Origin of the sequence: Paenibacillus sp. LS1, assembly GCF_026013365.1 — a bacterium.
Taxonomy (GTDB): Bacteria; Bacillota; Bacilli; order Paenibacillales; family Paenibacillaceae; genus Paenibacillus.
This window is the reverse complement of sequence record NZ_JAPDOE010000006.1, coordinates 144,457-165,938: the sequence shown is the minus strand read 5'-3', so window position 1 is coordinate 165,938 and position 21,482 is coordinate 144,457. Positions and strand designations below refer to the sequence as shown.

Below are 21,482 nucleotides of genomic sequence, written 5' to 3'. Positions count from 1 at the left end.
AAGAAGAAGACTGACGATATACTCGCCAGTCTTCTTCGCGTCTTTATACTCATCTATTATGATTTATTAATTCTGCTTCCTTACACCATTGCTGGTGCTTTTACTTCTATTGGAGGCAGTGCTTGCAGACCCGCCGTGTTCAGGAAGTTCCACGGTTTGTTGTAATGTGGCTGGAAGAAGAAGTCGATGAAGGCTAGCTCATCTACGGTCATATTGTTTTGGATGCAGACCGAGATCGTATTAATCGATTGGGTCAGATCAACCTGTGACATCACCTGTGCTCCGACGATCCGACGAGTTGCCTGCTCATATACCACTTTAAGCAACAGTTTCTCAGCCGTTGGCATGAATTCCGGACGGTAGCTGTCTTCCAGTACCACGGATTCCACAATCAGACCTTCGTCAGCAGCAGACGTTTCCGTCATGCCTGTACCCGCGATATTTTGCTCATAAATTTTGATACCCGATGTTCCTTGCGTACCCATATACGGTGTCGTAGGACGAACCAGGTTACGGGCCACGAGTGTACCCATCCGCACGGCGTTAGTCGCCAGTGGAATGTACGCTGCTTTGCCTGTCGGGTTGTAATGAATAGCACAGCTGTCACCCGCAGCGAAGACGTCTTTTTGACTGGTTTGCATATATTTATCCACGACGATTGCACCGTTCGGCAGCATATCCACTTGGCCTTTAAGCAGCTCTGTATTCGGACGGAAGCCGATGCACAGAATAACCAGATCGGTTTCAAACTCCCCTTTGGACGTGATTACCTTAGTCACTTTGCCATTCTCTCCAGTAAACTTCTGTACCGTTTGACCGAGAGCCAGCTTGATACCGCGTCCAGTCAGCGTATCTTCGATTGCATCCGTGAATTCAGGGTCCAGGTATTTGTTCAAAATCCGGTCGACACTATCGATCAGGGTAACTTCCTTGCCGTTCATCTGGAACGCCTCAACCAGTTCTACGCCGATATATCCTGCACCCACAACGGTAACGCGTTTGGCATCTTTGGCTTTTTCAATAATCGTGTTGGAGTGATTGTAGTTTTTGCAAAGTAAAATGTTGTCCATCTCGATGCCTTCAAGCTTCGGAACGACAGGCCACGAACCCGTTGTCACGATCAGTTTGTCAAACGTATCTTCAAATTCTTCCCCGGTTTGCAGGTTTTTAGCCCGAAGGGTATGACCCTTGGCATCAACTGCTGTAACTTCATGAAGCATCTTGGTTACAACGCCGAGATCTGCCAATTGATCAGGCGAAGAATAGAACAAACCGTCAGGGTCTTTCACAACTCCACCTACGTAGAGCGCAATGCCACAAGATAGGAAGGAGATATTGTCATTGCGCTCATACACCGTGATGGTAGCATCCGGGTACAATTTGGCGGTGTTTACGATGGCTGCGGTCCCTGCGTGTGTACATCCGATAACTGCGATTTTCATTAAAAGTTCCTCCTCGAAATATATAAATGAGTTTGAATATAAGGTTGTTGTAGTTGTGAAATATTTCACTTCTTAATCGATACTGTGTATGTGATTTATTTCACTTTATACACTCATTATAATGTGATCTTTTTCACATTGCAATAGGTTGAGCAAAAAAAGTTTGTCGAAAGAAGTGATTTCCCTGTATTCAAGCCTTTCTTCCCTTCATTTTATTGATTTCATTTTCCCCGGATTCGAATCGATTTATGCTATGCAAAGGCTTCCGCGTTCCCTGTAAGGAAGCATAAAGTTAGAAGCGTGCCCTGCATTCATGTTTTACTTGTACAAAAATAATTGGCATCAATTTTAATCACAGGGTTGATTTTTAAATTGGTAAGCGCTTACAATAATATCAATCCTTTAAATGGATTTTATGTAAATTAACAACCAAATCTCATTTCGTTCAGGAGGCGTTCATTTGAAGAAACGTTCAATGCCTGTCGTATTCCGCATGGTTCCCGTTACGCTTGCCATCACTATGATGACAACTGGATTATCCATCCCCTCTGCTGCTGCATCTGTCGATTCTCCACCCGTTACGATTAAAACGGAAGTTTTGTCCTCCAAACTCCCAGCAGGTGCCGATGTGTCTTCACTGCTTCAAAAGTTTAGGGATGTCAGTCATTTTGCAACTGGCGATCTGGTCAAGGATACGGCCTATGCCCTAAATATCGTTTCGTGGCAAATGCCGCACGGTGGATTTTACAAAGACATGGAAGAGCAATATGCAGTCCCTTGGGATGGTGTAACAGCACGATCAGGCTGGAAAGACCCAAATGGCATTGAACTTGGTACGTTTGATAATGATGCGACAACTTCCGAAATCCGCTTCCTGGCAGACATGTATGAGAAAACAGGCAATCTGGCCTTTAAGAACAGTGTTCGTAAAGCGGTGGACTTTATCCTGGTTTCCCAATATCCATCCGGCGGATGGCCTCAGGTCTATCCCAAACGCAGTAATTACTCCGACGCGGTGACTTACAACGACAATGCCATGGTGCAAACAATGGTTTTGCTAGATGACATGGTTGAGCGAAGAAGTGGCTTTAACAACGATATATTGACCACCAATGACCGCAGCAAGCTCAAGAAAGCTCTGGACAAAGGAATTGATTATACACTGAAAGCACAAATTATCAATGATGGTTTGCCCACCGTTTGGGGTGCGCAGCATGATCCTGTGACCTACGCTCCTGTGCCGGGCAGAGCGTATGAACTAGCCTCCAAGTCGGGATCAGAGTCAGTGGCGATTACTGCTTTTCTCATGTCCAGGCCCCAGACTCCCGAGATTGAACAAGCCGCCAAAGGGGCCCTGCGATGGTTCGATATGGTGCGAGAGAATGGAACCAAGTATAACCGGCAAGGACCCGTGTATTTTGAACCGGATGCAGGGAGTGTGATCTGGTACCGTTTCTATAACGTGGATGAAGATGTGCCTTTCTACGCGGATCGGGATGGTATGAAGTATATGAACATTCTGGACATCAGTGAGGAACGGAGACACGGCTACTCTTGGGCCGGAAGCTATGCTCGTAACCTGCTTAAGTTGGCCTCTGAACAAGGCTATTACATGCTAAGCAAGCCCTTGCCTTAATCCTGGAACCAACCTCTACCTACTGATAGCTAAAGCCACGTCGTATACGAAGTCACTTAAAAAAAGCCTATCCTCGTTTATGCAAGGATAGGCTTCTCAACGTTCATGTATTAACCGAGCAATTTCTCGATATCTGCAATCATGGTCTCCGGGGATTCTTTCGGTTCAACACGACCTACCACTTCACCTTCACGGTTAACAAGGAACTTGGTAAAGTTCCATTGGATGTCGCTTGTTTCGCCTACGCCGGGTTGTTGCTTCTTCAGGTATTGGAATAGAGGATGTGTTTCCTCACCATTCACATCTACCTTAGCGAACACCGGGAAATTCACACCATAGTTAATCTGGCAAAATGATTCGGCTTCCTCACTTGTACCTGGCTCCTGCCCTCCAAACTGGTTACAAGGGAAACCCAGTACAACCAAGCCTTGATCGCGATAACGATCGTAGAGCTTTTGCAATTCACCGTATTGCGGGGTCAGTCCACACTTGCTGGCTGTATTGGCAATGACCAATACCTTACCTTGATACAGATCCAGTGAGACTTCCTGGTTCGCGGTAGTTACCGCCTGATATGAATATACGGACATGACTGATTCCTCCCATGACATATGTTAGTTTGGACTGTTGCGAGCACGTTGGCATAACCAATGAACCTACAGCCTGTCTTATTATTATAAACCTGATCGGATGCGATTACCAAATCTCGGATCTATCCACATTCCTTTGCTCTCATGAATGCGAATAAGCCGCGTGCATTATGCACAGCGGCTTCATTCTATAATGTAAGGACCACGTATGGCCCATTCGGTTAACTTCCTGTCGCTTGACGAGCACGTTGCTCTGTCCGTCCGCCCGCATGAACCATCGCGCTGTTCATGACCATCGGATCTGGCGTTTTTGATTGCTGACGCTCACCTGCAAGAGCGTATGGCAAGCAAAGCGGCACACCAGAGCGCGGATCAGTTACGATGTCTGCTTCGATGTTAAATACTTCACGAAGTACATCCGTATTCATAACTTCTACGGGTGAACCATGTGCAATGGCTTTACCTTTTTTGATACCAATCATGTGATGAGCATAACGGGAAGCATGATTCAGGTCATGCACAACCATAACAATGGTACGGTTGGCTGTGGCATTCAGCTGCTCCAGCAATTGCAGTACTTCCAGCTGGTGAGCCATATCCAGGAACGTTGTCGGCTCGTCCAGGAAAAGGATGTCCGTTTCTTGAGCAAGTGCCATGGCAATCCAGGCACGTTGACGCTGTCCACCGGACAGTTGATCGATCGGACGATCATGGAATTCCGTCATGGCTGTTACTTCAATAGCCCATTCAATCATGCGTTTATCTTCAGGACGCATGGAACCAAATCCTTTTTGATAAGGAAAACGTCCGTAGGATACCAGTTCAGTAACGGTAAGTCCTTCAGGGGCTGTCGGGTTCTGTGGCAAAATCGCAAGCTGCTTGGCAACTTCACGCGTAGACTGCTTATGGATGGACTTCCCGTCGAGCAATACACTACCTGCTTTTGGAGCCATAATACGTGCCATCGTTTTCAGGATGGTTGACTTCCCTGAACCATTGGCTCCAACAAGTGCGGTAATTTTTCCTTGGGGAATCTGAATATTCAGATCCTCTACAATTAGTCTTTCCTCATAAGCGATATCCAGCTTGGTCGTCTCCAGACGAAACATGCGATCATCCCTCTCTCATTTATCCCGGTTATGTAATCCGGCTATCGACAACGAAAACGAAATTGTAATTCTGAGTATTTCCGGCGCAAAAATCTTATACACTAAAGATACTGATAATCATTATCATTTGTCAACATAAAAAACCATATCTTCTGCTTTTTTCGAGCTTTATTCGGTCTTTTTGAAGCAGAGATTTCGTTCTTTTTCCGATTACATATGAGAGCTTTTCTCATTCATTCCGCGCACTTCACCACTTCTGACATTCTTTCGAGTTCTTGAATCGCAAATTTTGTGTCCGAATTGTGAATGACTGAATTATTTTCATGCAATGACTGTATCCGCCATATCAAATAAAAAAAGATGACCTTGAATCTAGAGTTCAAGGTCATCTCACATACGCTCGTTTAATAAGGTATGAGGTCAGCATTTTTCATTATTGGATCAAAAGGCACTCAATGAATCTATGCAACATGCTCACATAATATGGTTTACAACTTAATTAGGCTGCGGCATCAATTGGATTACCGTCATCCCGCCCTGAGTGCTCTGCACACTGGCAATGCTCTCAGCATCGATATCCGCTGGAAGAACAATCTGCAATCCATACGGATAGAGGCGATCCACCTCTCCAATAGACATCTGTGAAGAAGTCGTCGCATCCGCATCCTGTTCATTGGATACAGATGTATCAGGCGATGCCGAACCTGTAGCTTGGTCTGCATCGGTACCTTGATCCGTGTCTCCACTCGCAGCATTGGATGATGCATTGGTCCCTGTATCCGTTGTTGCATCGGTAGTAGGATCTAAAGTGGCATCACCCGATGTGGCTGAATCTGCTTGCTGATCGCCATCCTCCGTCTGCTCTGCGTTCCCCGCGTTTCCCGCTGAGGAACCACCCGTGCTTCCTTCGGAAGTACTTCCTGAACCATCATCGGTGGGTTCTTGGGTATCTAGCTCTTCATTCCGATTAAAGCTCTCCCACTTACCTGTAGCATCCAACTCCTGCGTGCTGCCATCTTTCATCGTCAATTGCAGCGAGCCTTGCTCAAACTCAGTACTTCCCGTTTCATTCCTGAAACGGATCACCAATTGAGCAGCGGATTCCGTATCCTCCTGTTCAGTCGCAGGAATCATATAAGCAATCTTCTCCGCGAGCTGTACCTCAGGTTCAGCTGGAATGCCAGGCTCCTCGGTAGATGGTGGGGACGCCGCTGGCGGCTCCTCGGAATTATTCATCCATGCATATGTACCGCCAGCAATACCCAGAACCAGGATTAAGAGGATTAATCCAAACAGATTCTTTCTTTTACCCGTTAGCATCCGCACCAGTGGGGATGACAATTCTGTCTTGGCACGGTCATAGACCGGCTTCATTGTCTTGCTCGCTCTCGCATAATACGGTTTGAAAGTCGACTTCGACTTGAAAGCGTCACGGTCATGGGCCTTGAAATAAGCCACAAGGGCATCTGCATATCCTTTATGCGCATTGGAACCCCGGACAAACATTCGTTGATCTCCTGACCATTCGAAGAATGGATACAACCCTTCAGCACGACTTGCATTGGTGCGGATGAATTCAATCAGGCCAGGATAATCCAACCGATTGCTACCGCTTCCTCCCCGGTAGAAGGCCATAGGCAAAGCTTCATAAGCCGCGATCCCCGGATGAGCCTGCAGCTCTCCAGCAAGCCAGCGACGCGTCCAGCGTTGAAGTTCATTGCGTTCTGCCAGGGAAAGTGCCTCCAATGCCTCTTCTTCATTCCCCTCGCCACTAAGCCATGCTCTCGCAGCCAGCATCATGTTCGTTCGAGCAGATACATCAGAGCCCTGACGTGCTGCCCAATCCCTAACTTCATTGCCATGCTGCAAAATATCAATGCTTAACAGCTGCTCACGGTTAACCCGTTCCAGATCCAGATCCTGAATCATAAACAGGTTAATGACATATGCGAGCTTGTCTGCAAGGCGGGTTAACTCCTCCAGATATGCCGGATCTTGACTGGCAGACGGAGATCCCCCTTTTCGATTAGGGCGAACTGTAGCTTCAGATTGGCCTATTCGTGCCGTAATGCCTGTATCATAGGTATCATCAGCTGATACCCGATCCAGTATGCTAACCCGCTGGAGAGCTTCATTCGCAGACTGTACCGAATTAGGCGCAGAACATAACCGTTCACGCAGCTCATTGGCTGCCCGCTCCTGCAAGAAGCTGTAGTGGATCGCAGATGGATGGGACGTAACCCATCTTCGGATCACTTCCACGACGCCAGCTGCCGATTCGGTGCGTTTCAGCTGATTGTCCAGATAAGGCTCGAACAACAACTTCGTGAGCGATTCATTGGCCAGCACTTTGTCAAAGAAAGCTCGATTCAGCTGCGGATCTCGATCCAGCACAGCATACAATTCCTGTACAGCACGCATCCGCTTCTGGGCACGGGCATTATTTATACCGTAGATGAAATAGTCAACAATCCAGGATTGCACCACGGGCGCGGCAACACTGAAATATTCTCCAATACGAGCAGCGACGTCTTCTTCGGGTACGTTCTCGCGTTTCACACTGTCCAGTTCTCGGCTGAGTAAGGTCAGGAACAATTCGTTCAGACGTGAACGTTGCCGTGATCCACCTTCCGGCTTCAGATAGGTCAACAAACCACTCAGGACATGGCTTTTGTTATCCAGATACAGGTCTTCCACGCCTTGTTCAAGACCATAGAACACCGCAAGTTCGCCGTAAGCTTCAATGGAAAGATCCCTTCCAGGCTCCATGCCAGATAGCATTTCATCGGCAAACGTATAGAACGCATCCGCCGCCGCAGGTTCCTGCAATAAGGCCCAAGCGAATTCCGCATAAGGTAACTTCGCCACAGATGCATCTGCATGCGTCACTCTGCCGGATACCAGATCAAAGGTGAAATCCTTCTCCGTATTCCGGTCTTTCGGACGCAACGTCCCCCGCTCTACAAACTGAACGTGAATGCCTTTCTTCGCCTGCGGGTCCTTGGCAAACGTCATGAATCCCAGCTGCCGCCGGAATGCGTATGGTAAAGCCGTGTACAGCAAACGTAGCAATCCTTTGGCCCCTGCGGTGACTTCTTCTGCGGGAAGGTCCAGCGCAATGTATACTTTTCTGCGTGTCGCTACAGACTGCATTACGGCGTAGAGCAAACGCTTGAAAAGCACTTCGTTCATTTTCAAGGCGCTCAGCACTTGGGTTGGTGATCCTACACCCACATCGGTCGCCGCACCCTGTCCGTCCCTAGATGAGATAGGCAATTCAGCAAGCGCCGGCAGGACTGTACCTTGTTCGATGTCATAGGACGTGGCGAACACGGCATCCAGCCAGCCGCCTTGCTTCATCTGCTCTTCCGAGCGTTCGGGAGACAAGACGTAATTATGAGCGAAAAAGGCGCTGCGCAGCCCGGTGAAATCCGCAGACTGGTACACATTTTGCCCAAGGATCGTCTCTCCACTCTCCAGATGAAGCAGGTGAATGGAAGCCGGAAACTTCGTCTCGTCCTTCTCACTACGGCCTGTCAGCTCCGCTGGAGCGTCATAGACACAGTAAGGGTGAAGCACTTTTTTGATAAAAGAAGGGTCCAGTCCCGGCGATGCCGCAACCGTATCGAACCCCTCTGTTGTGCGAAACACCCCGCGCCGCTCTCGGGTATACAACTGTTGTTCAATGGGCGGGGTTACGGAAGAACGCATCATCCCACTCTCCCCTCAATGTACTTCAGCTTGTACAGTAACCACAGGAAGGGTTCATCCACGCGAATCGGGCTAACCACACCCTGCAATTTCATATCCACCGGATTGCTGCCCAGCGCAGATACTGCGAAATAGGCTGTATCCTTGAAGTACACATCCATCGTGCCCTTGAACGGACGATCCACCTTCTCGATAAAACGCCGGATCTCCCCGTCGATATTCTCGAACTCAGTTAAGTCAAACCAATCGCGGTGCACCATGTTGCGGAACACATTGCTGTTGGATTTGATATAATCCCCCTCTTCATCTTTGAGGGAATGCAGCATGTCGCTTTTCGTGAGCACAACGGCTGTTGGAATATTGGTCTTGGCTTTATCCTGATAAGCGATAAAATCTCCGAACATTGTCAGTACCACGTCGCGTGGCTCATCGTATCGTGGTGTCCACTCTCCCGGCTCGTTGCCGAGGTTAATGCGGATTTTGTCCCGAATCGAACGAATCTGAAGCGGGTCCACCATGAACAGAATACCTGCCGAGTTCTTGATGTGCTGCCCGTGAAGTCCGAGATAATCCTGCTCCACCATACCTTCACCCGCAACGTCAAAGAACACCAAGGTTAGCGGCGCTTTATCTTCGTCCTTGAACACAAACTGGAAGATAAACGGTTCTTGCAATTTCTCCTTCTGTGTGGAATCCAGCAGATCGCCCCGTTCGAACAACGGTTCTTCATAATCCGCACGGAACCGGCGGCTGATCTCCGCATTCAGTGGCATGCAAGCCGCGTCAAAATGATCGGCTGTATAATGCTGCAATGTATGAATTAATGAAGTCATGTAGACGGATTTACCCACCTGGGACGCACCAATAATGGAAATGATGTTGCTCGGTGCTTTACCTGCCGTAACAGGTAGCTCATTGTGACACTGCGGGCACAACCGGCGGCGTGTAACGACACCGTACCGATCGTTCAGACCCATTACGATGTTATCGGAATAAATCCGATGTTCCTCCGGTACATCATGCGGAGCTAATACGGCCTCCATATCAAATACCGTGTCGAGTCCGAACCTTTCACGATACCGATTCAGCTTCGCATCTTCCCCGAGTGCATAGTCCTCATCATCATCACGATGATGGGCAGCGCGGAACACGACCTCTTCCGGTGAAAACTTACTGAAACAATAAGGGCATACAATATCGTAAAACAGCGGACGTTCCTCCGGCTGTTGTCTCTTCAAAAACCGACTAAAAAAGCTCATAGCCACTCCCCTCCCCTGATCAGTCAGACTAAGGTGATTTACACTTGCACTACGACGACAGAGTAACCTTCCAATCGCTAGTCCAACTATCTAGTCTGATATAAGCCGATAGGCGGCTCCATATCTCGGTCCGTCCGTGAAGAATAACCGCACATAATCATCCTTGGCAACTTCAACGGGCGGCATCTCATTTCTTCCGGGAGCAAAATCACTCACAAAAGGATACACCGTACCATCTTCCTTATTCAGCGGAACCCCGCCCTGTTTGCGAACATAACAGAGTGCTTCCTTCGGAACAGGTACTTCCGCTGTGACGGTGATCAATACACTTTTTCGTTTCTGAAAAAAACCGCTCTTGTAGCGAATAGAAAAGCGGATGTCCGCCTTCCCTGCGCTTGCAATCACCATGTTGTCCTCGTCTCGTTGACGGATCAGCACAGGCCCATCTTCCTGCATCTGACACACATAAACCGTGTACTTGATGGCACCAAAACCTGTGATCCGATCCGTGTAACCATTGCTCGCCTTATATTCCTCTCTCGTGTACAGCTTCAGCTTGCCCTGTGCAGGCTCTTCTCCGGTACGATCATCGCTCATCATATCCAGCTCCAGCCGCTCCACATAGACAGCTTCTACTGATTCCGGCCAGAGCCAGCGAAGTGTACAACGTCCTTCGTCCACCGCAAGTGTCAGTTTTCGAATCAAGGGTGTCGAAGGGTCTGCATCCGTAAATTGCATGTTCCATTGACCTCCCGACGTTAGAATCCTTTGCTGCGTGTATCTCTTGGTCTCTGACCGAACCCTTCCGTTGAAGAAGTTCCGCCACCAGCTTCACGACGCCCCCTGCTCTTCCGCGGCGTGTTCTCCTTAATCGGAACAATCCAGGAGAAGAGAGTCAGTACGCCAGACAAAATGAGCATCGCACCAAGTCGTACGAATGTATCACCCACGTTTGAACCGTCGAGGCCCCATTCCAGCAGCAACCCTGCCAGTAGACCCGACACCGCACCACCAATACCAAAGCTGAGTGCGAGATGACGGTTATCGAACACGAGTCCAAGTGATACACCCAGCGCCACGCCAATCAGTAACACAGCTGCTACACGGAAAATCGCCAGATAAACGCTATGCTCCATCTTGCCTGTACGCTCCGTTACCAGCGTCCGTTCATCAATCGTATCGTAAATCTGCTGGAATGCCAGATTCAGACCACCGGAATCCGGTACATCATAGTACATACCACCCGTTTGCTGGGCAATATTACGTAGCAAATCCGTACCTGATGGGTCCACTAGGCTTAGACCGACCGTGTTGATCGATATCTGCTCACTCGCATATTGGGACAAAATATCTGCCGTCTCCGCTTCACTGAAGCCATCGGATAACAAGATGACGACGGTACCGCGTTTCGGGTCCTGTTTGCCCTGAATCTGTTCCATGCCTTCACGCAGCACGGCATCAAAATTGGTTCCGCCTGAAGTCGTAACAATGCCATCGATTTTGCTATAAACCTCATTCTTCGCCGCGTCACTATCCAGCGCAATAAACGGTTGCAACAACTGCGGTTGGTCATCAAATGTAATGACAGCTACCTGTTTGTCACTCTCCATTTGACTGATCAGTGTCTTGGCTGCTTCAAAACGTCCGTTATCCGGATCTGTCTCGCTCATGCTGCCCGAGTTGTCGATCATTAGTACGATGTCCTTGACTTGCTTCACACCGCCCGGATTGATCTGATACAGCAATTGCAGGGCGAGTCCAACAACAAACAACAGAGCAAGTGTTGCCGGAACAAGCAATTTCCAAGACAGTCCCAGATAGCGGAGCTTCCATGAAGCGCCATTCAGCTTGGGTGAGATCATCTCTGCGATCAAACAGAACAATCCAACGCTCAGCGCCAGTACGCCAAAGTATAATCCCATCAGCAACAGACGTGGCATCTCCCCAAGCCATTGACGCAGCATGATTTCTCCTGCCGCAAAGCCCACTGCCCCGCCTATCAGGCTAAACAGGACCAGGAGAAGATTGATTTTTCGCTGCATGTCCACATGCATCCTTTCCATACCAGCCGTAAGCAGGCTGAGTTAATACAAAATTGATTCGGGTAATTATTCGGTGTCCTGGATGGAAAACAGATCCGCGTCTAATCACGGAGTCACAGACAAACATCGGGTTTGCTCGGCGCAACTTCGCATCAGTAGCCAATCTGTACCTCCCTTCCATCCAGACGTCTTAACGAATGGGTGACAACTTCTCCACCAGACCTGCGGGGTGAAGTTCATAGCCATTCTCCGTGTACGAGTCATAGTATACCTTGCCGTTCCGATACACCATGAGATCCTCCAGATGGAAACCTCCCATCAGATTCAGCTTTTCCACACCACTGCTGCGTTCTTCGTACACCACACCCAGCTTGTAGATGCGTGACGTCTCTTCGGCATGTGCCGCGTAGTCCATGAAAGCACTATGATGGTCACCAAAGAAATACTTCTCTTCATACCGATGTTCCTGCGTATAATCGAATACCCGTACCCGAACGACCGCCTGATCCTCCAGCGTGTGGTATAACCTGCGGAACAGATCATCCCGGGTCAATACGTCTTTGTCTCCGTAGGCAATCGTTACATTGGCCCGCTGCAACAGCTCTTCTTCAAATGGTAATCGCAATGGCTCTGCCGTAAGCAGCAACGAGTGACATACCTCCATCAGCCGTTTCAGCAGACGGTCATCGCCTTCTGTGGCAAGCCGGTTCATGTCTCCCATGTAACGGTCCTCAAACCATACGTCCCGTCCGCGCTTGGCTTCCAAATCGGTGATTAGCTCTTCCGTCACTTTGCCGTAGTACTCCATCACGTTCTGCCCGATGTATTCATCCGCAGCAGCGATACTTTGGACAGCCGTTTCTCGCAGTGTGCGTTCCAGCGATTCAAGTGCTGCTGTTACGTGGCGACTGAAACGGTGAAGCTCTTCCATCTCCGTATCGTAGATACGCAGCAGATGTAACTCATTTTCCAGTCGCAGTAATTCTACCTTTGGTACATACACTCGCTCCAGCATGCAGTCAATCAGATTGCGCACATTCTGTTTATCACGGAACAACGCTCGTTTGAACGACTGATCTTCCACTCGCTCTTGCTGACGTTGCTCCAGCAGAGCACGTGCCGATTCAAGCTGCATCGATTTATCCCGAATCAGTCCGAGCAGCGCTTCACGTACACTGCCAGGCTCACTGTCACTCCAGGCTGCCCACTGGAAGTAGCCAACCTCTGAATGTTCCTCTCGGGACTGTTCAGCCTGACGGCGCAGAGAGCCGCCAGAGCTGCGCTCGCGCACACGCTCCTCCACAAGACGAACGACGTTATCGCGGAAGTACGCCTCGGCTCCTTGTCCGAACAATGCTCTCTCCGCTTCACGCAGCGAGAGCGGCTTCAGATCGGAAAAACTGACGTTATGCGTCATGATGCCACTCATGCCACTAACCAGATCTTCATCGGGCAGCAGGCCTTCGACTTTGCGTTCCACCGAAGCCGCGTCCAGTCCAAAGAAAGCGAGTTTGTCCTTAATGCTCCAATCCGGCTCCTGCCGCATGCGTGCGAGCAGATACCGATACAGGTGGTATAAAACCGCCAGTGCAATTGGCTTGTTTGGCCGCCTGATCTCGGCAAAACCTGCGCTTGCATAACCATGCTGATCAGAGGTGGTACGAATATTATTTTTAAAGGATGTATTGTTGTACGTGTTCGCGCCCGTACTTGAAACGGTGCCCGAGTGATTCCCATCCTGCTTCCTATTCTTCAGCAGGCAGATCCGGCAGATGATCTCGGCATTCTCGATCCAGCCACCAGGGACACCGGTTCCACGCTCATTTTTGTCAGACAACAGATATACAAGATCAAACAACGGCGAAGCAGGATGTGCAACGGGAATGGAGATCCCATCCTCCGTCACCAGCAGATTACCGCTGAACGTGTAGTCCAGTGACTGCATATAATCCAGTTCCCGCAGAAAAGCGAGGCCTGCTGCGCTAGCATATCCGAAGGAGTCCACCTGTTCCATCTCGCTGACCAATACATGCAGATCCGTCTGCACTGACTTGAAGGCTTGGGACAAAATCGTCTCCGTCAGCTTGGTGAGTTCTGGCAACAATACATTCAGCGGATCATCCGCTCTGGTTACCACCGTAACGTAAATCCGATCAAATGACGAGTACAACCGTCCATATTCGGCAATTCGGTTACCAACCCGCCGAAGCGTACGATTCAGGTCAAAGAGCGCCTGATCGGAATCATGGAAACTGCGGTGGACATCCTTGCGCCGTGTTTTGGACGGTCGCTCCGTCTGCCCAGCAGACAGAGGCAAGCGATGACGAGTTACCTGCCCATCATCGGACGAGCCACCATTCCTCGTTTCAACCGGACGAGCTTCCTGATCTTCTGTTCCGATCTGAACGTAGACCACACCGTCTCCGTTATCCCACTTCAACCGGTTGATCTCCTGCACGGCAGACACCGCAGGCGCAACCAGATCACCTACGAAAAGGAACAAAGCCGGGTAATGGATACTGCTGCGTCCATCACCCAGGCTGCCTTGACGCTCCTGCTCTATTGCATACTGTGCTGCATACTCCTCCAGATCGCGCTTCAGGGTATTGTTCGAATTGAACTCCATCCCGGTCACCATCTTACTTCAGCCTTCTGCGAATGTCGTTCAGCTTGGACGACATCGTTCTGTAGAACTGATAGATGTCTTCTCCGTTAGCCAGTTCTACCCGCTCGTATTCGAGACGATCACGTGATTCCATGAACAGTGCAGCCAGATCATCCAGCTTTGTCAGCAGTGGCGTGATATCCTCTGAGGCCGTAAGATCGTTATCGCGGCGGGAGGCTTTGCGCAGCAATGTACTGCGATCCTTCTCCGCCAGACCACGGAAGTTGCCAAACACTTCATACTCGGCAAAGTTACGGCTCTTCATCAGGTTCGCGAACGGCTCCCATGCGTCTTCTTCCGGGTCACGGTCATAGACGTAGAGCGCACCTTTTTTGACGATGGTGTCGGTATATAGTGCTTCGATGAAGCGGTCATACCATTGCTCCTCGTCCTGGTACTGGGCAAGAATGCCTTCGAGTTCGGCAACTTTGGCCGAGATGGCATTCATCTTCGCCAGTTCCTCACGTACACGTGCGATCAGTTGTGGGGAGCGTACCAGGTTTTCTTTGGCCATATCTTCATTAATACTGCCGAAAATATCCTTAACGCCTACACGCGGCAACCCTTCGGATTGCAGACGCTTCAGCTCGATCACGGCCCGCTTCACTTCACCGAGGTTCGGCGTAGTGGACGTCAGACGCATGTCGTAGGCTCCCAGTTTGGCAGACAGGTCAAACGCTTCTGTTGTCACAATCGCATACCGGTTGCTTGTATTCTCATCAATCGATTTGGCTGTCACGATGTTGTAACCGAGCGCCTGCTCAAACTCGTTACGCACACGGGCGTTATACTGCTTCACGCGGGCGTTCTCGTACACATCTCCCCATGATTTCTCCGGAATCGGAGACGGCAGATAGGTCCAGTTGTTTTTCTCCGTTTGCACCAAGTGACGACCAATGCCTTCTTTGTCCAAAATGGTACGTTCATAACTTTCCTCATAGACTTTGAGCGGTGTATACACAAAGAGTGGTACCCCGTTGCGGGTGTTCAGCCAGAAAATCCGATTACGCACTTCACTTTCCTTGACGGTAAAATGAGACTTGCCCACCGCATTGTTCTGATAATTACGAATCCCTTTCAGAATGCCTGGTGCCTGTGCCGGTACCGATACAAACCCCCATGAAGGGAAATGCAGACTGCCTGTACTGTTGCTCAGATTGAACACCGGAACGGCCTCATCATCCAGCTTGCCAGCAATGAAACGTTCCACGAATTTCTCGACCGACTCATCCTGACCGTATTTGATTACCAGGAAATCTTCCATGGATCGAGTAATCAGATCACCGAATTTCTCACTCAGGAAGTCGGAGATGGAGCTGACGATATCAATCTCGTTCTCTTTCACCCACTGGCTGGAGTTTTCCAGCAATTCACGAGAGAAGTCACGAATCAGATCATCCGTATCGCGCTTGTCCAGTAGTCCATCCACCACACTGACGATATCCGGTACACTTACGACGTTCCAGTAATATGTTTTGTTGCCTTTGTGATCGGCTTGTTCTTCACCACGTGTCAGCAAATCACCGTTCTTGGCGAATATCGAGCTAAGGGCATTCAGCGTTTCGGTAAATACGTTATAAATGCGGCTGTTTTCCTGGTTCAGCAACTCATACAGATCTTCATAGAACTCGATCATCTGATCGTTGCGTTCCACGTCAGCGTGCAGCCAGTACTCATGAATTTTTGCTTCAATATAAGCATTCTTTTTCTTCTCTTTGGAGACAAAAGCACTCTTTGCATCGCCCAGCTTCTCTTCGGACTGCTCCTGAGCTGCTTCAATATCACGCGGAATGCGGAAGGCATTCTCACGCAACGTTTCGATGTACGACTGAATCATTTTCAGTACACAGAAACCTTTTTCCGTATAAATCAGACGGGAGACATAGAACGGACCTTGTTCGGGATGCAAAAACATACGCCGGATCTGTTCGGTGAACTGGCCGGCAATCTCACCCGGCAGCTGTTTCTTCGCCTTGATATATTCTTCACGGGCACGAGCCAGGAAGTTCTGTTCCAGCTCAGTATCCATATTCACAACCTGTGATTTCACCACATTTCCATAGGACAGACGCTCACTGTTCTGATAACCAGGGAGCGGCTCAGGCACACGTGCTTCAAAGGACTTGACCACACTTTCGAGATCAATGCCCAGCTTGCGGGCAAACTTCTCGGTATCCTCCTGGTTCGGTGCTTTGGAGAACATGGTGTTCATTTTGTCGAACATCCGGTAAGCCAGATACGTGGTCATCTCTTCAATCGGCAGTACAGCCGAAGAGGCACCGATGATGTTGTAATCATAGTTAGCCGGGTACACCTTGTTCATCTGTGCAATGTTGGTGCGAATGTTGCTGATATAGTCATGGATCGCGAACTCCTCACCCGACTGCTTCTCCTCACTTGCCATGAAATTGGTAATGTTCTCGGCCGTGACGTTCATGCAGTAATCGTAGGCGTTCTCCAGCAATTTGCCTTCGGTATTCGTTGCAGAGATCAGGTGACACAGGTTAAATGGTGGCAGTGGTGAGTTGACTGTTAAAATATTGCCGTACTTCTGTGTAAATCGCTCACCGCGGCTATCCACGTTCATCCAGTAGTCCAGCTCTTTGAGCGCTGCATATCCGTTCTTGCGAATGTATTCACGCGTATGTTCGCTCAAGCTTTTGTTGGACAGGTTCACGTCTGGCGTGAACAGATATCCCAGCGTATTGACGCGGTCAATCCCGGCTGAGCCGTGATCACGTTCGATAATGCCGCGCACGATATAGGAAATATCGAGGAAACAGCCGCTGCCAGTACCGCCGGACAGACCTGTCAGCAGGAACACCATCAGTTTTTTGTTGGTGCCTACGGATAAGGTTTTGATCTTTTTGTCGATGGCCTGCACGACCTGATTAATCTTCGTGAACAGCAGCAGACGTCCAGCCTGACGCACACCTGCGGCGCCGTTCATACCGTCCGTGATACTCAGTTCCGGAGACAGCCAGTCTGTAATGTACGGCTCCAGCACGCTGCGGTTCTGTAGAAGTCCGCCAATCTCGGCATTGGATAGCAGCACGAATTCATTGATCGGATCGAGCCCGATTCCTTTATACTTTTTGGCACGATCCTGTTCGTTCGTCTCAAAAGCCAGAAACTCCACATTGTCCGGCTTGTCCATTTTTTTCTTGGATACCGGGTCCTGTGGCAGCTTGAAACGACGGTTGATCTGATATTTGAGGCGCAACAGCGCATCAATTCCTGTTCCTCCCAGACCAATAATCAGAATGGGGTTATCAATCGTATCGACTCTGATTTTCTCACTGACAATCCCTCCGCCAAGTGATACATCCAGTTGCTGAATATGTTCTCTAACAATCGGTTTCATTCCATGTCCTCCCTTTAGTTAGACCAGTTGGGCACAAACTCATTACACTTGCCACTCCGATGACAGAGTAACCTTCCGATCGCTGTTATCCTCAGATTTTTTTGGTTCCCTTTTCTAAAGGGGAAAATCTGAGGATAGCGTATGCTTCCGATGTAGCTTTCTTTCAGAAAGCTTTTAGGCGAGCGCTTCGCTTCTTCAGGTTTTCTCTGTCCTCTCCGTTCTCGTGTAAACAATTATATCCAACTTAAATTTGCATTCCTTTTAAACCAAACAATCAACTTACACCAAATACTCAATTAAAATGGTCTTGTCCGCCTGTTGCAGCGGGATGCTCAGTCGGTCACCGTTCTTCAGTTCAACGCCTGAGCTTGCATCGACTGCACGACCGGATTTCTCTAGCGTACCGCCTGCGGTGTTACGGATTATAATTCGATCCCCATTGCTGGGCGTAAATACATATTTTTCGGTTTCCTTCAGCTCAGGGTCCAGTTGCAACAACTGATGCAGATGAAATCTGCCCCGGAAGGATACCAGCTTTTTATATTGTGGATATGACTTGTCTCCCGTGTTCTCATCACGAATCTCCACCACCATCTGACCTACAAATCCCCGGTTTTTGCGTTTCAGCCAGCCCATCAGGAACCAGGCACCAACACCGACCACAATCAGAGCGATAACACTCAGGATGACAGGTAACCAAGGAAACGGCTTGTCCTGTTCACCGCCTGACGTTGTTGGTTGAGATCCACTTCCGGCTGCTCCGCTCGCATTAATCGTGATTGGCGCACTTTCACGGTAGAAGCTGTCTTCTTCCGCACGGATGACCAATTCATAGTTATGATTGTCCGGTACTTCAAACGTTCCAGCAAAACCAGAACCTGTGTTTTCCAGTGGTTGCTCCTCGCTTTTCCCTGTATCTACATCTTTCACAACCAGCGTGGCCTTCATATCTGTATACAGATCATTATCCTGAAGTGGCTGACCGCCATTCTCCAGTTTGGCTGCTAGATCAACCTTGTCCCCTTTGGTATAGGACTTGGTCTTAATTGGGTCCACAACGAGCTGAAGATCATAGTTGAACAACAGGTTGATATCGATGCTGTCTTTCGGAGCCCCTTTTACCCGAAGTTTCCAGTCTCCCTCTTGCGGTTTCAACAGCTTCACGAGGGAATAACTATTCGACGTCGAGAGCTTGGCTGCATCCGAGTTCAGATCCACGGCTTGTCCGGAAGGATCCGTCAACTGCACTTCCACTGGCTTCGAGGACATAATCGAGATGTTCGCTTCCAGTACACTATCATTCGGTACGTTCACGGTAACTTCCTGATAACTGCCGTTTCCCGTTACAGAGGGCAGCTTCACCACATTCAGTTTGGCATGATCGGCGAAGATCTCACTCAGAATCTGTGGCAGATCATCCGGCGTATCGGTAATGAATGACTTGCCTCCAGTCTGCTGCGCCAGGTCTGCGAGTGCTTCCTTATTCAGCTTGCCATCTGCGTTCAGTCCAATCGTATACACCGGTATACCCTGATCCTGTGCTTCCTTCACAGCTTTCGCGAGATCAGCGTCGGATTGTGCCTGTGTACGGCCTTTGGTTTTGTTAAAGTCATTGTTGCCATCCGCCAGCAGAACGATCATTGGCGAGTGAGATGGGTCTGCACCATGATTCAGTATGTTCACGGCTTCGGCGACACCAACTGAGACATCGGTATATGGCCCCCGGCCGAGCTGATCAATAAAATCCTTCAGGCTACTCTTGTCCGCATCGGACTGAATCTCCAGCATAGCCTTTTCCCGCTCCACCTGATCGGTATAAGCGACAATCCCTACCTTGTCCCCCTGGACGGGCAGCATATCAATAAACATTTTCATGGCTTCATTACTGATCTTGTCACGGTCACTTGTATTCATCGAGTTACTTACATCGGCTACAAGTACCGCATCGATTCCGCTCGTCTGTGCCTGAGCCGCTGCAGCTTGTGGCAGCAACGCTTGAGGTAGCAGTAGCGTTAGAATTGCCAGCAGAACCATCGTTCCGCTGAGCCAGCGTATTTTGCGTGTCCGCAGCATTAGGTGTACTCCTTCACGTTTGAGATTAAAATGGGAATAGTTTATTATAGGCGTCAAGCCTTAAGGAAATCTTAACAGTCTACTAATAAATTCTGAAAAGCACCCCTATCTTGAGTTACAGTTTTGTAATGACTGACAAAAATCGACGATTTCACGCCTGTAACTGGCACAAAAGTACCAACTATGGAAATATGATATAGTTATTGCCAGCAAACTGCAATATAACAGCGCTTGTTTACCAAGCTATAGAAGGGAACGGATTATGGTTACATACGGATGCCTCGCCATATTGTTTCTTTTTGTCATGATAAAGGGTTTTGCACTCCAGCTTCATCGGCGGAAACCGGTCTCCCGCGAAGACACGGATCGTACCCTCTACACTATTCTGAATGGTGAGCGTGATTGAGCATGAGTACTAAACTAGTTGTATCCATACGACCATTTCATCGAACGACCTATGCCTATGAAAAGTTGCAAGTCTGCTCACGTTGTGGACAATATACCTGCCTGTGGGAAGATGAGTGCACGGCCTGTGGCCGAGGTACCTTGAATTACGTTCAGGAGAAAGCGACTTCCCGTGTGAAACGCCGGATTGCACGCGACCTGTTCATTACGATACTGTTCGGTGCAGCTGCCACCTATTTCGGTGAGACCATAGATCAGACCATGGCGGCAGCCAGCGTTTCCCTGCTGCTTCTGGCCTTACTGATCTTCATGCAGAAACGTTCGTTCGAGGTAGAGCAGCAGCGTGAGTTGAAGCGCATGTTGCAACAGGATGAGGAACTCATCCGCCAGGGCATCAACCGTAACTGGGCTCTGGTCGCCGAAGCCCGAAAGCAGGATGAAGCACTTGCCTATGAGATGCTCCGCGAGATTGGCTCACTCGTCTACAATGACCGGATTCGACTGCAACAGGTTGCGCTGTTACAATCCTTTGTCCTGCGAAGTGATATGGATCTGCAGCTCAAGCCCTTGCTGCTACGCAGTTTCGAGCGGCTGCTGGCTGAATATATCGGTGAGATTGCACGGCTTAAGCCGGATTTGATCCGGGAAGATGCGATTCGTTATATCGCGACCTATGAAGTGAACATTTTACAGCTCCACAACGGAATTCAGATTCTTACAGCCGTTGCTGCTGCTGCCGTGCGCAAGAGCAAATATATTGAGTTATTCCCTAGTCTTATTACCCGCTACGCCCGCTTTATGCCCAAGGATCGATTCATGCGGCTTTATCACACGATTGAACGCTATCCAAGCAAGGCACGCGGGGGTATGGCGGAGTCAGTAGGCCGGGTATATAACGAGAAATATCGGGATCAATACGCAGATGTTCACGTGTAGTGATGATATATTGAGATAGAAAAACGTAATTTAGTGCAAACTCACTCCGTGTATATAGACGAATGCAATTTCATCCCCCCCTGCATGCGCGTCAGCACCACAGATCGAAGGTTATGCTTCTAATGATATAAGAAATAATCCAAAAACACCCCATCCTTAGGTCTAGGATGAGGTGTTTTGAAGTTTATGGCAGTATGCCAAGTGCTATACGCAGTACACGAAAAAAAAGAATAACTAGATGGGGAATACC

General features: G+C 49.2%; 13 protein-coding genes. 3 read left to right on the top strand and 10 right to left on the bottom strand.

Annotated features, from left to right (window positions below):
* Positions 1–80 precede the first annotated feature (80 nt).
* Complete coding sequence (locus OM416_RS21225; protein WP_264932757.1) at positions 81–1,442, bottom strand: FAD-dependent oxidoreductase; 1,362 nt, start codon at positions 1,440–1,442, stop codon at positions 81–83.
* Positions 1,443–1,902: 460 nt separating this feature from the next.
* Between OM416_RS21225 and pelA the strand changes: the two genes are divergently transcribed.
* On the top strand, positions 1,903–3,078 hold the full coding sequence (gene pelA, locus OM416_RS21220; RefSeq protein WP_264932755.1) for a pectate lyase: 1,176 nt from the start codon (positions 1,903–1,905) through the stop codon (positions 3,076–3,078).
* 110 nt (positions 3,079–3,188) lie between these two features.
* On the opposite strand, the gene OM416_RS21215 is transcribed toward pelA, so the two are convergent.
* From OM416_RS21215 to OM416_RS21175, 9 genes are all read right to left on the bottom strand, one after another.
* The gene (locus tag OM416_RS21215; protein ID WP_264932754.1) at positions 3,189–3,668 is read right to left on the bottom strand and encodes a glutathione peroxidase; all 480 of its coding nucleotides are present in this window, start codon (positions 3,666–3,668) and stop codon (positions 3,189–3,191) included.
* Between the two features lie 221 nt (positions 3,669–3,889).
* Positions 3,890–4,777: an ABC transporter ATP-binding protein gene (locus OM416_RS21210; RefSeq protein ID WP_264932753.1), complete on the bottom strand. Its 888-nt coding sequence runs from the start codon at positions 4,775–4,777 to the stop codon at positions 3,890–3,892.
* A 495-nt stretch (positions 4,778–5,272) separates the two neighbouring features.
* Positions 5,273–8,491 (bottom strand): hypothetical protein, encoded by a 3,219-nt coding sequence (locus tag OM416_RS21205; protein ID WP_264932751.1) that lies wholly within the window; start codon positions 8,489–8,491, stop codon positions 5,273–5,275.
* Complete coding sequence (locus tag OM416_RS21200; protein ID WP_024632789.1) at positions 8,488–9,747, bottom strand: TRAFAC clade GTPase domain-containing protein; 1,260 nt, start codon at positions 9,745–9,747, stop codon at positions 8,488–8,490. The genes OM416_RS21205 and OM416_RS21200 overlap by 4 nt, the downstream gene beginning before the upstream one ends.
* A 90-nt stretch (positions 9,748–9,837) precedes the next feature.
* Positions 9,838–10,485 (bottom strand): beta-mannanase, encoded by a 648-nt coding sequence (locus tag OM416_RS21195; protein WP_264932739.1) that lies wholly within the window; start codon positions 10,483–10,485, stop codon positions 9,838–9,840.
* A gap of 20 nt (positions 10,486–10,505) precedes the next feature.
* Entirely contained in the window at positions 10,506–11,789 is a 1,284-nt protein-coding gene (locus tag OM416_RS21190; protein WP_264932736.1) for a vWA domain-containing protein, read from the bottom strand.
* 190 nt (positions 11,790–11,979) lie between these two features.
* The gene (locus OM416_RS21185; RefSeq protein ID WP_264932733.1) at positions 11,980–14,427 is read right to left on the bottom strand and encodes a transcription initiation factor TFIID; all 2,448 of its coding nucleotides are present in this window, start codon (positions 14,425–14,427) and stop codon (positions 11,980–11,982) included.
* 1 nt (position 14,428) lies between these two features.
* A complete protein-coding gene (locus OM416_RS21180) occupies positions 14,429–17,818 on the bottom strand; it encodes a tubulin-like doman-containing protein (RefSeq protein WP_091036105.1) in 3,390 nt (1,129 codons plus the stop codon).
* A 279-nt stretch (positions 17,819–18,097) separates the two neighbouring features.
* On the bottom strand, positions 18,098–19,891 hold the full coding sequence (locus tag OM416_RS21175; RefSeq protein WP_264932726.1) for a vWA domain-containing protein: 1,794 nt from the start codon (positions 19,889–19,891) through the stop codon (positions 18,098–18,100).
* A gap of 262 nt (positions 19,892–20,153) precedes the next feature.
* Here OM416_RS21175 and OM416_RS21170 point away from each other — a divergent pair, with 262 nt between their 5' ends.
* Both OM416_RS21170 and OM416_RS21165 read left to right on the top strand, forming a co-directional pair.
* Entirely contained in the window at positions 20,154–20,297 is a 144-nt protein-coding gene (locus tag OM416_RS21170; protein WP_167350926.1) for a hypothetical protein, read from the top strand.
* A 2-nt stretch (positions 20,298–20,299) separates the two neighbouring features.
* Complete coding sequence (locus OM416_RS21165; protein ID WP_264932722.1) at positions 20,300–21,232, top strand: hypothetical protein; 933 nt, start codon at positions 20,300–20,302, stop codon at positions 21,230–21,232.
* Positions 21,233–21,482 lie beyond the last annotated feature (250 nt).

What these genes read in the sequence shown, in the direction of transcription:
- OM416_RS21225 (WP_264932757.1), bottom strand. Translation starts at nt 1,442, where the DNA reads ATGAAAATCGCAGTTATCGGATGTACACACGCAGGGACCGCAGCCATC.
- OM416_RS21215 (WP_264932754.1), bottom strand. Translation starts at nt 3,668, where the DNA reads ATGTCCGTATATTCATATCAGGCGGTAACTACCGCGAACCAGGAAGTC.
- OM416_RS21210 (WP_264932753.1), bottom strand. Translation starts at nt 4,777, where the DNA reads ATGTTTCGTCTGGAGACGACCAAGCTGGATATCGCTTATGAGGAAAGA.
- OM416_RS21205 (WP_264932751.1), bottom strand. Translation starts at nt 8,491, where the DNA reads ATGATGCGTTCTTCCGTAACCCCGCCCATTGAACAACAGTTGTATACC.
- OM416_RS21200 (WP_024632789.1), bottom strand. Translation starts at nt 9,747, where the DNA reads ATGAGCTTTTTTAGTCGGTTTTTGAAGAGACAACAGCCGGAGGAACGT.
- OM416_RS21195 (WP_264932739.1), bottom strand. Translation starts at nt 10,485, where the DNA reads ATGCAATTTACGGATGCAGACCCTTCGACACCCTTGATTCGAAAACTG.
- OM416_RS21190 (WP_264932736.1), bottom strand. Translation starts at nt 11,789, where the DNA reads ATGCAGCGAAAAATCAATCTTCTCCTGGTCCTGTTTAGCCTGATAGGC.
- OM416_RS21185 (WP_264932733.1), bottom strand. Translation starts at nt 14,427, where the DNA reads ATGGTGACCGGGATGGAGTTCAATTCGAACAATACCCTGAAGCGCGAT.
- OM416_RS21180 (WP_091036105.1), bottom strand. Translation starts at nt 17,818, where the DNA reads ATGAAACCGATTGTTAGAGAACATATTCAGCAACTGGATGTATCACTT.
- OM416_RS21175 (WP_264932726.1), bottom strand. Translation starts at nt 19,891, where the DNA reads ATGCTGCGGACACGCAAAATACGCTGGCTCAGCGGAACGATGGTTCTG.
- OM416_RS21170 (WP_167350926.1), top strand. Translation starts at nt 20,154, where the DNA reads ATGGTTACATACGGATGCCTCGCCATATTGTTTCTTTTTGTCATGATA.
- OM416_RS21165 (WP_264932722.1), top strand. Translation starts at nt 20,300, where the DNA reads ATGAGTACTAAACTAGTTGTATCCATACGACCATTTCATCGAACGACC.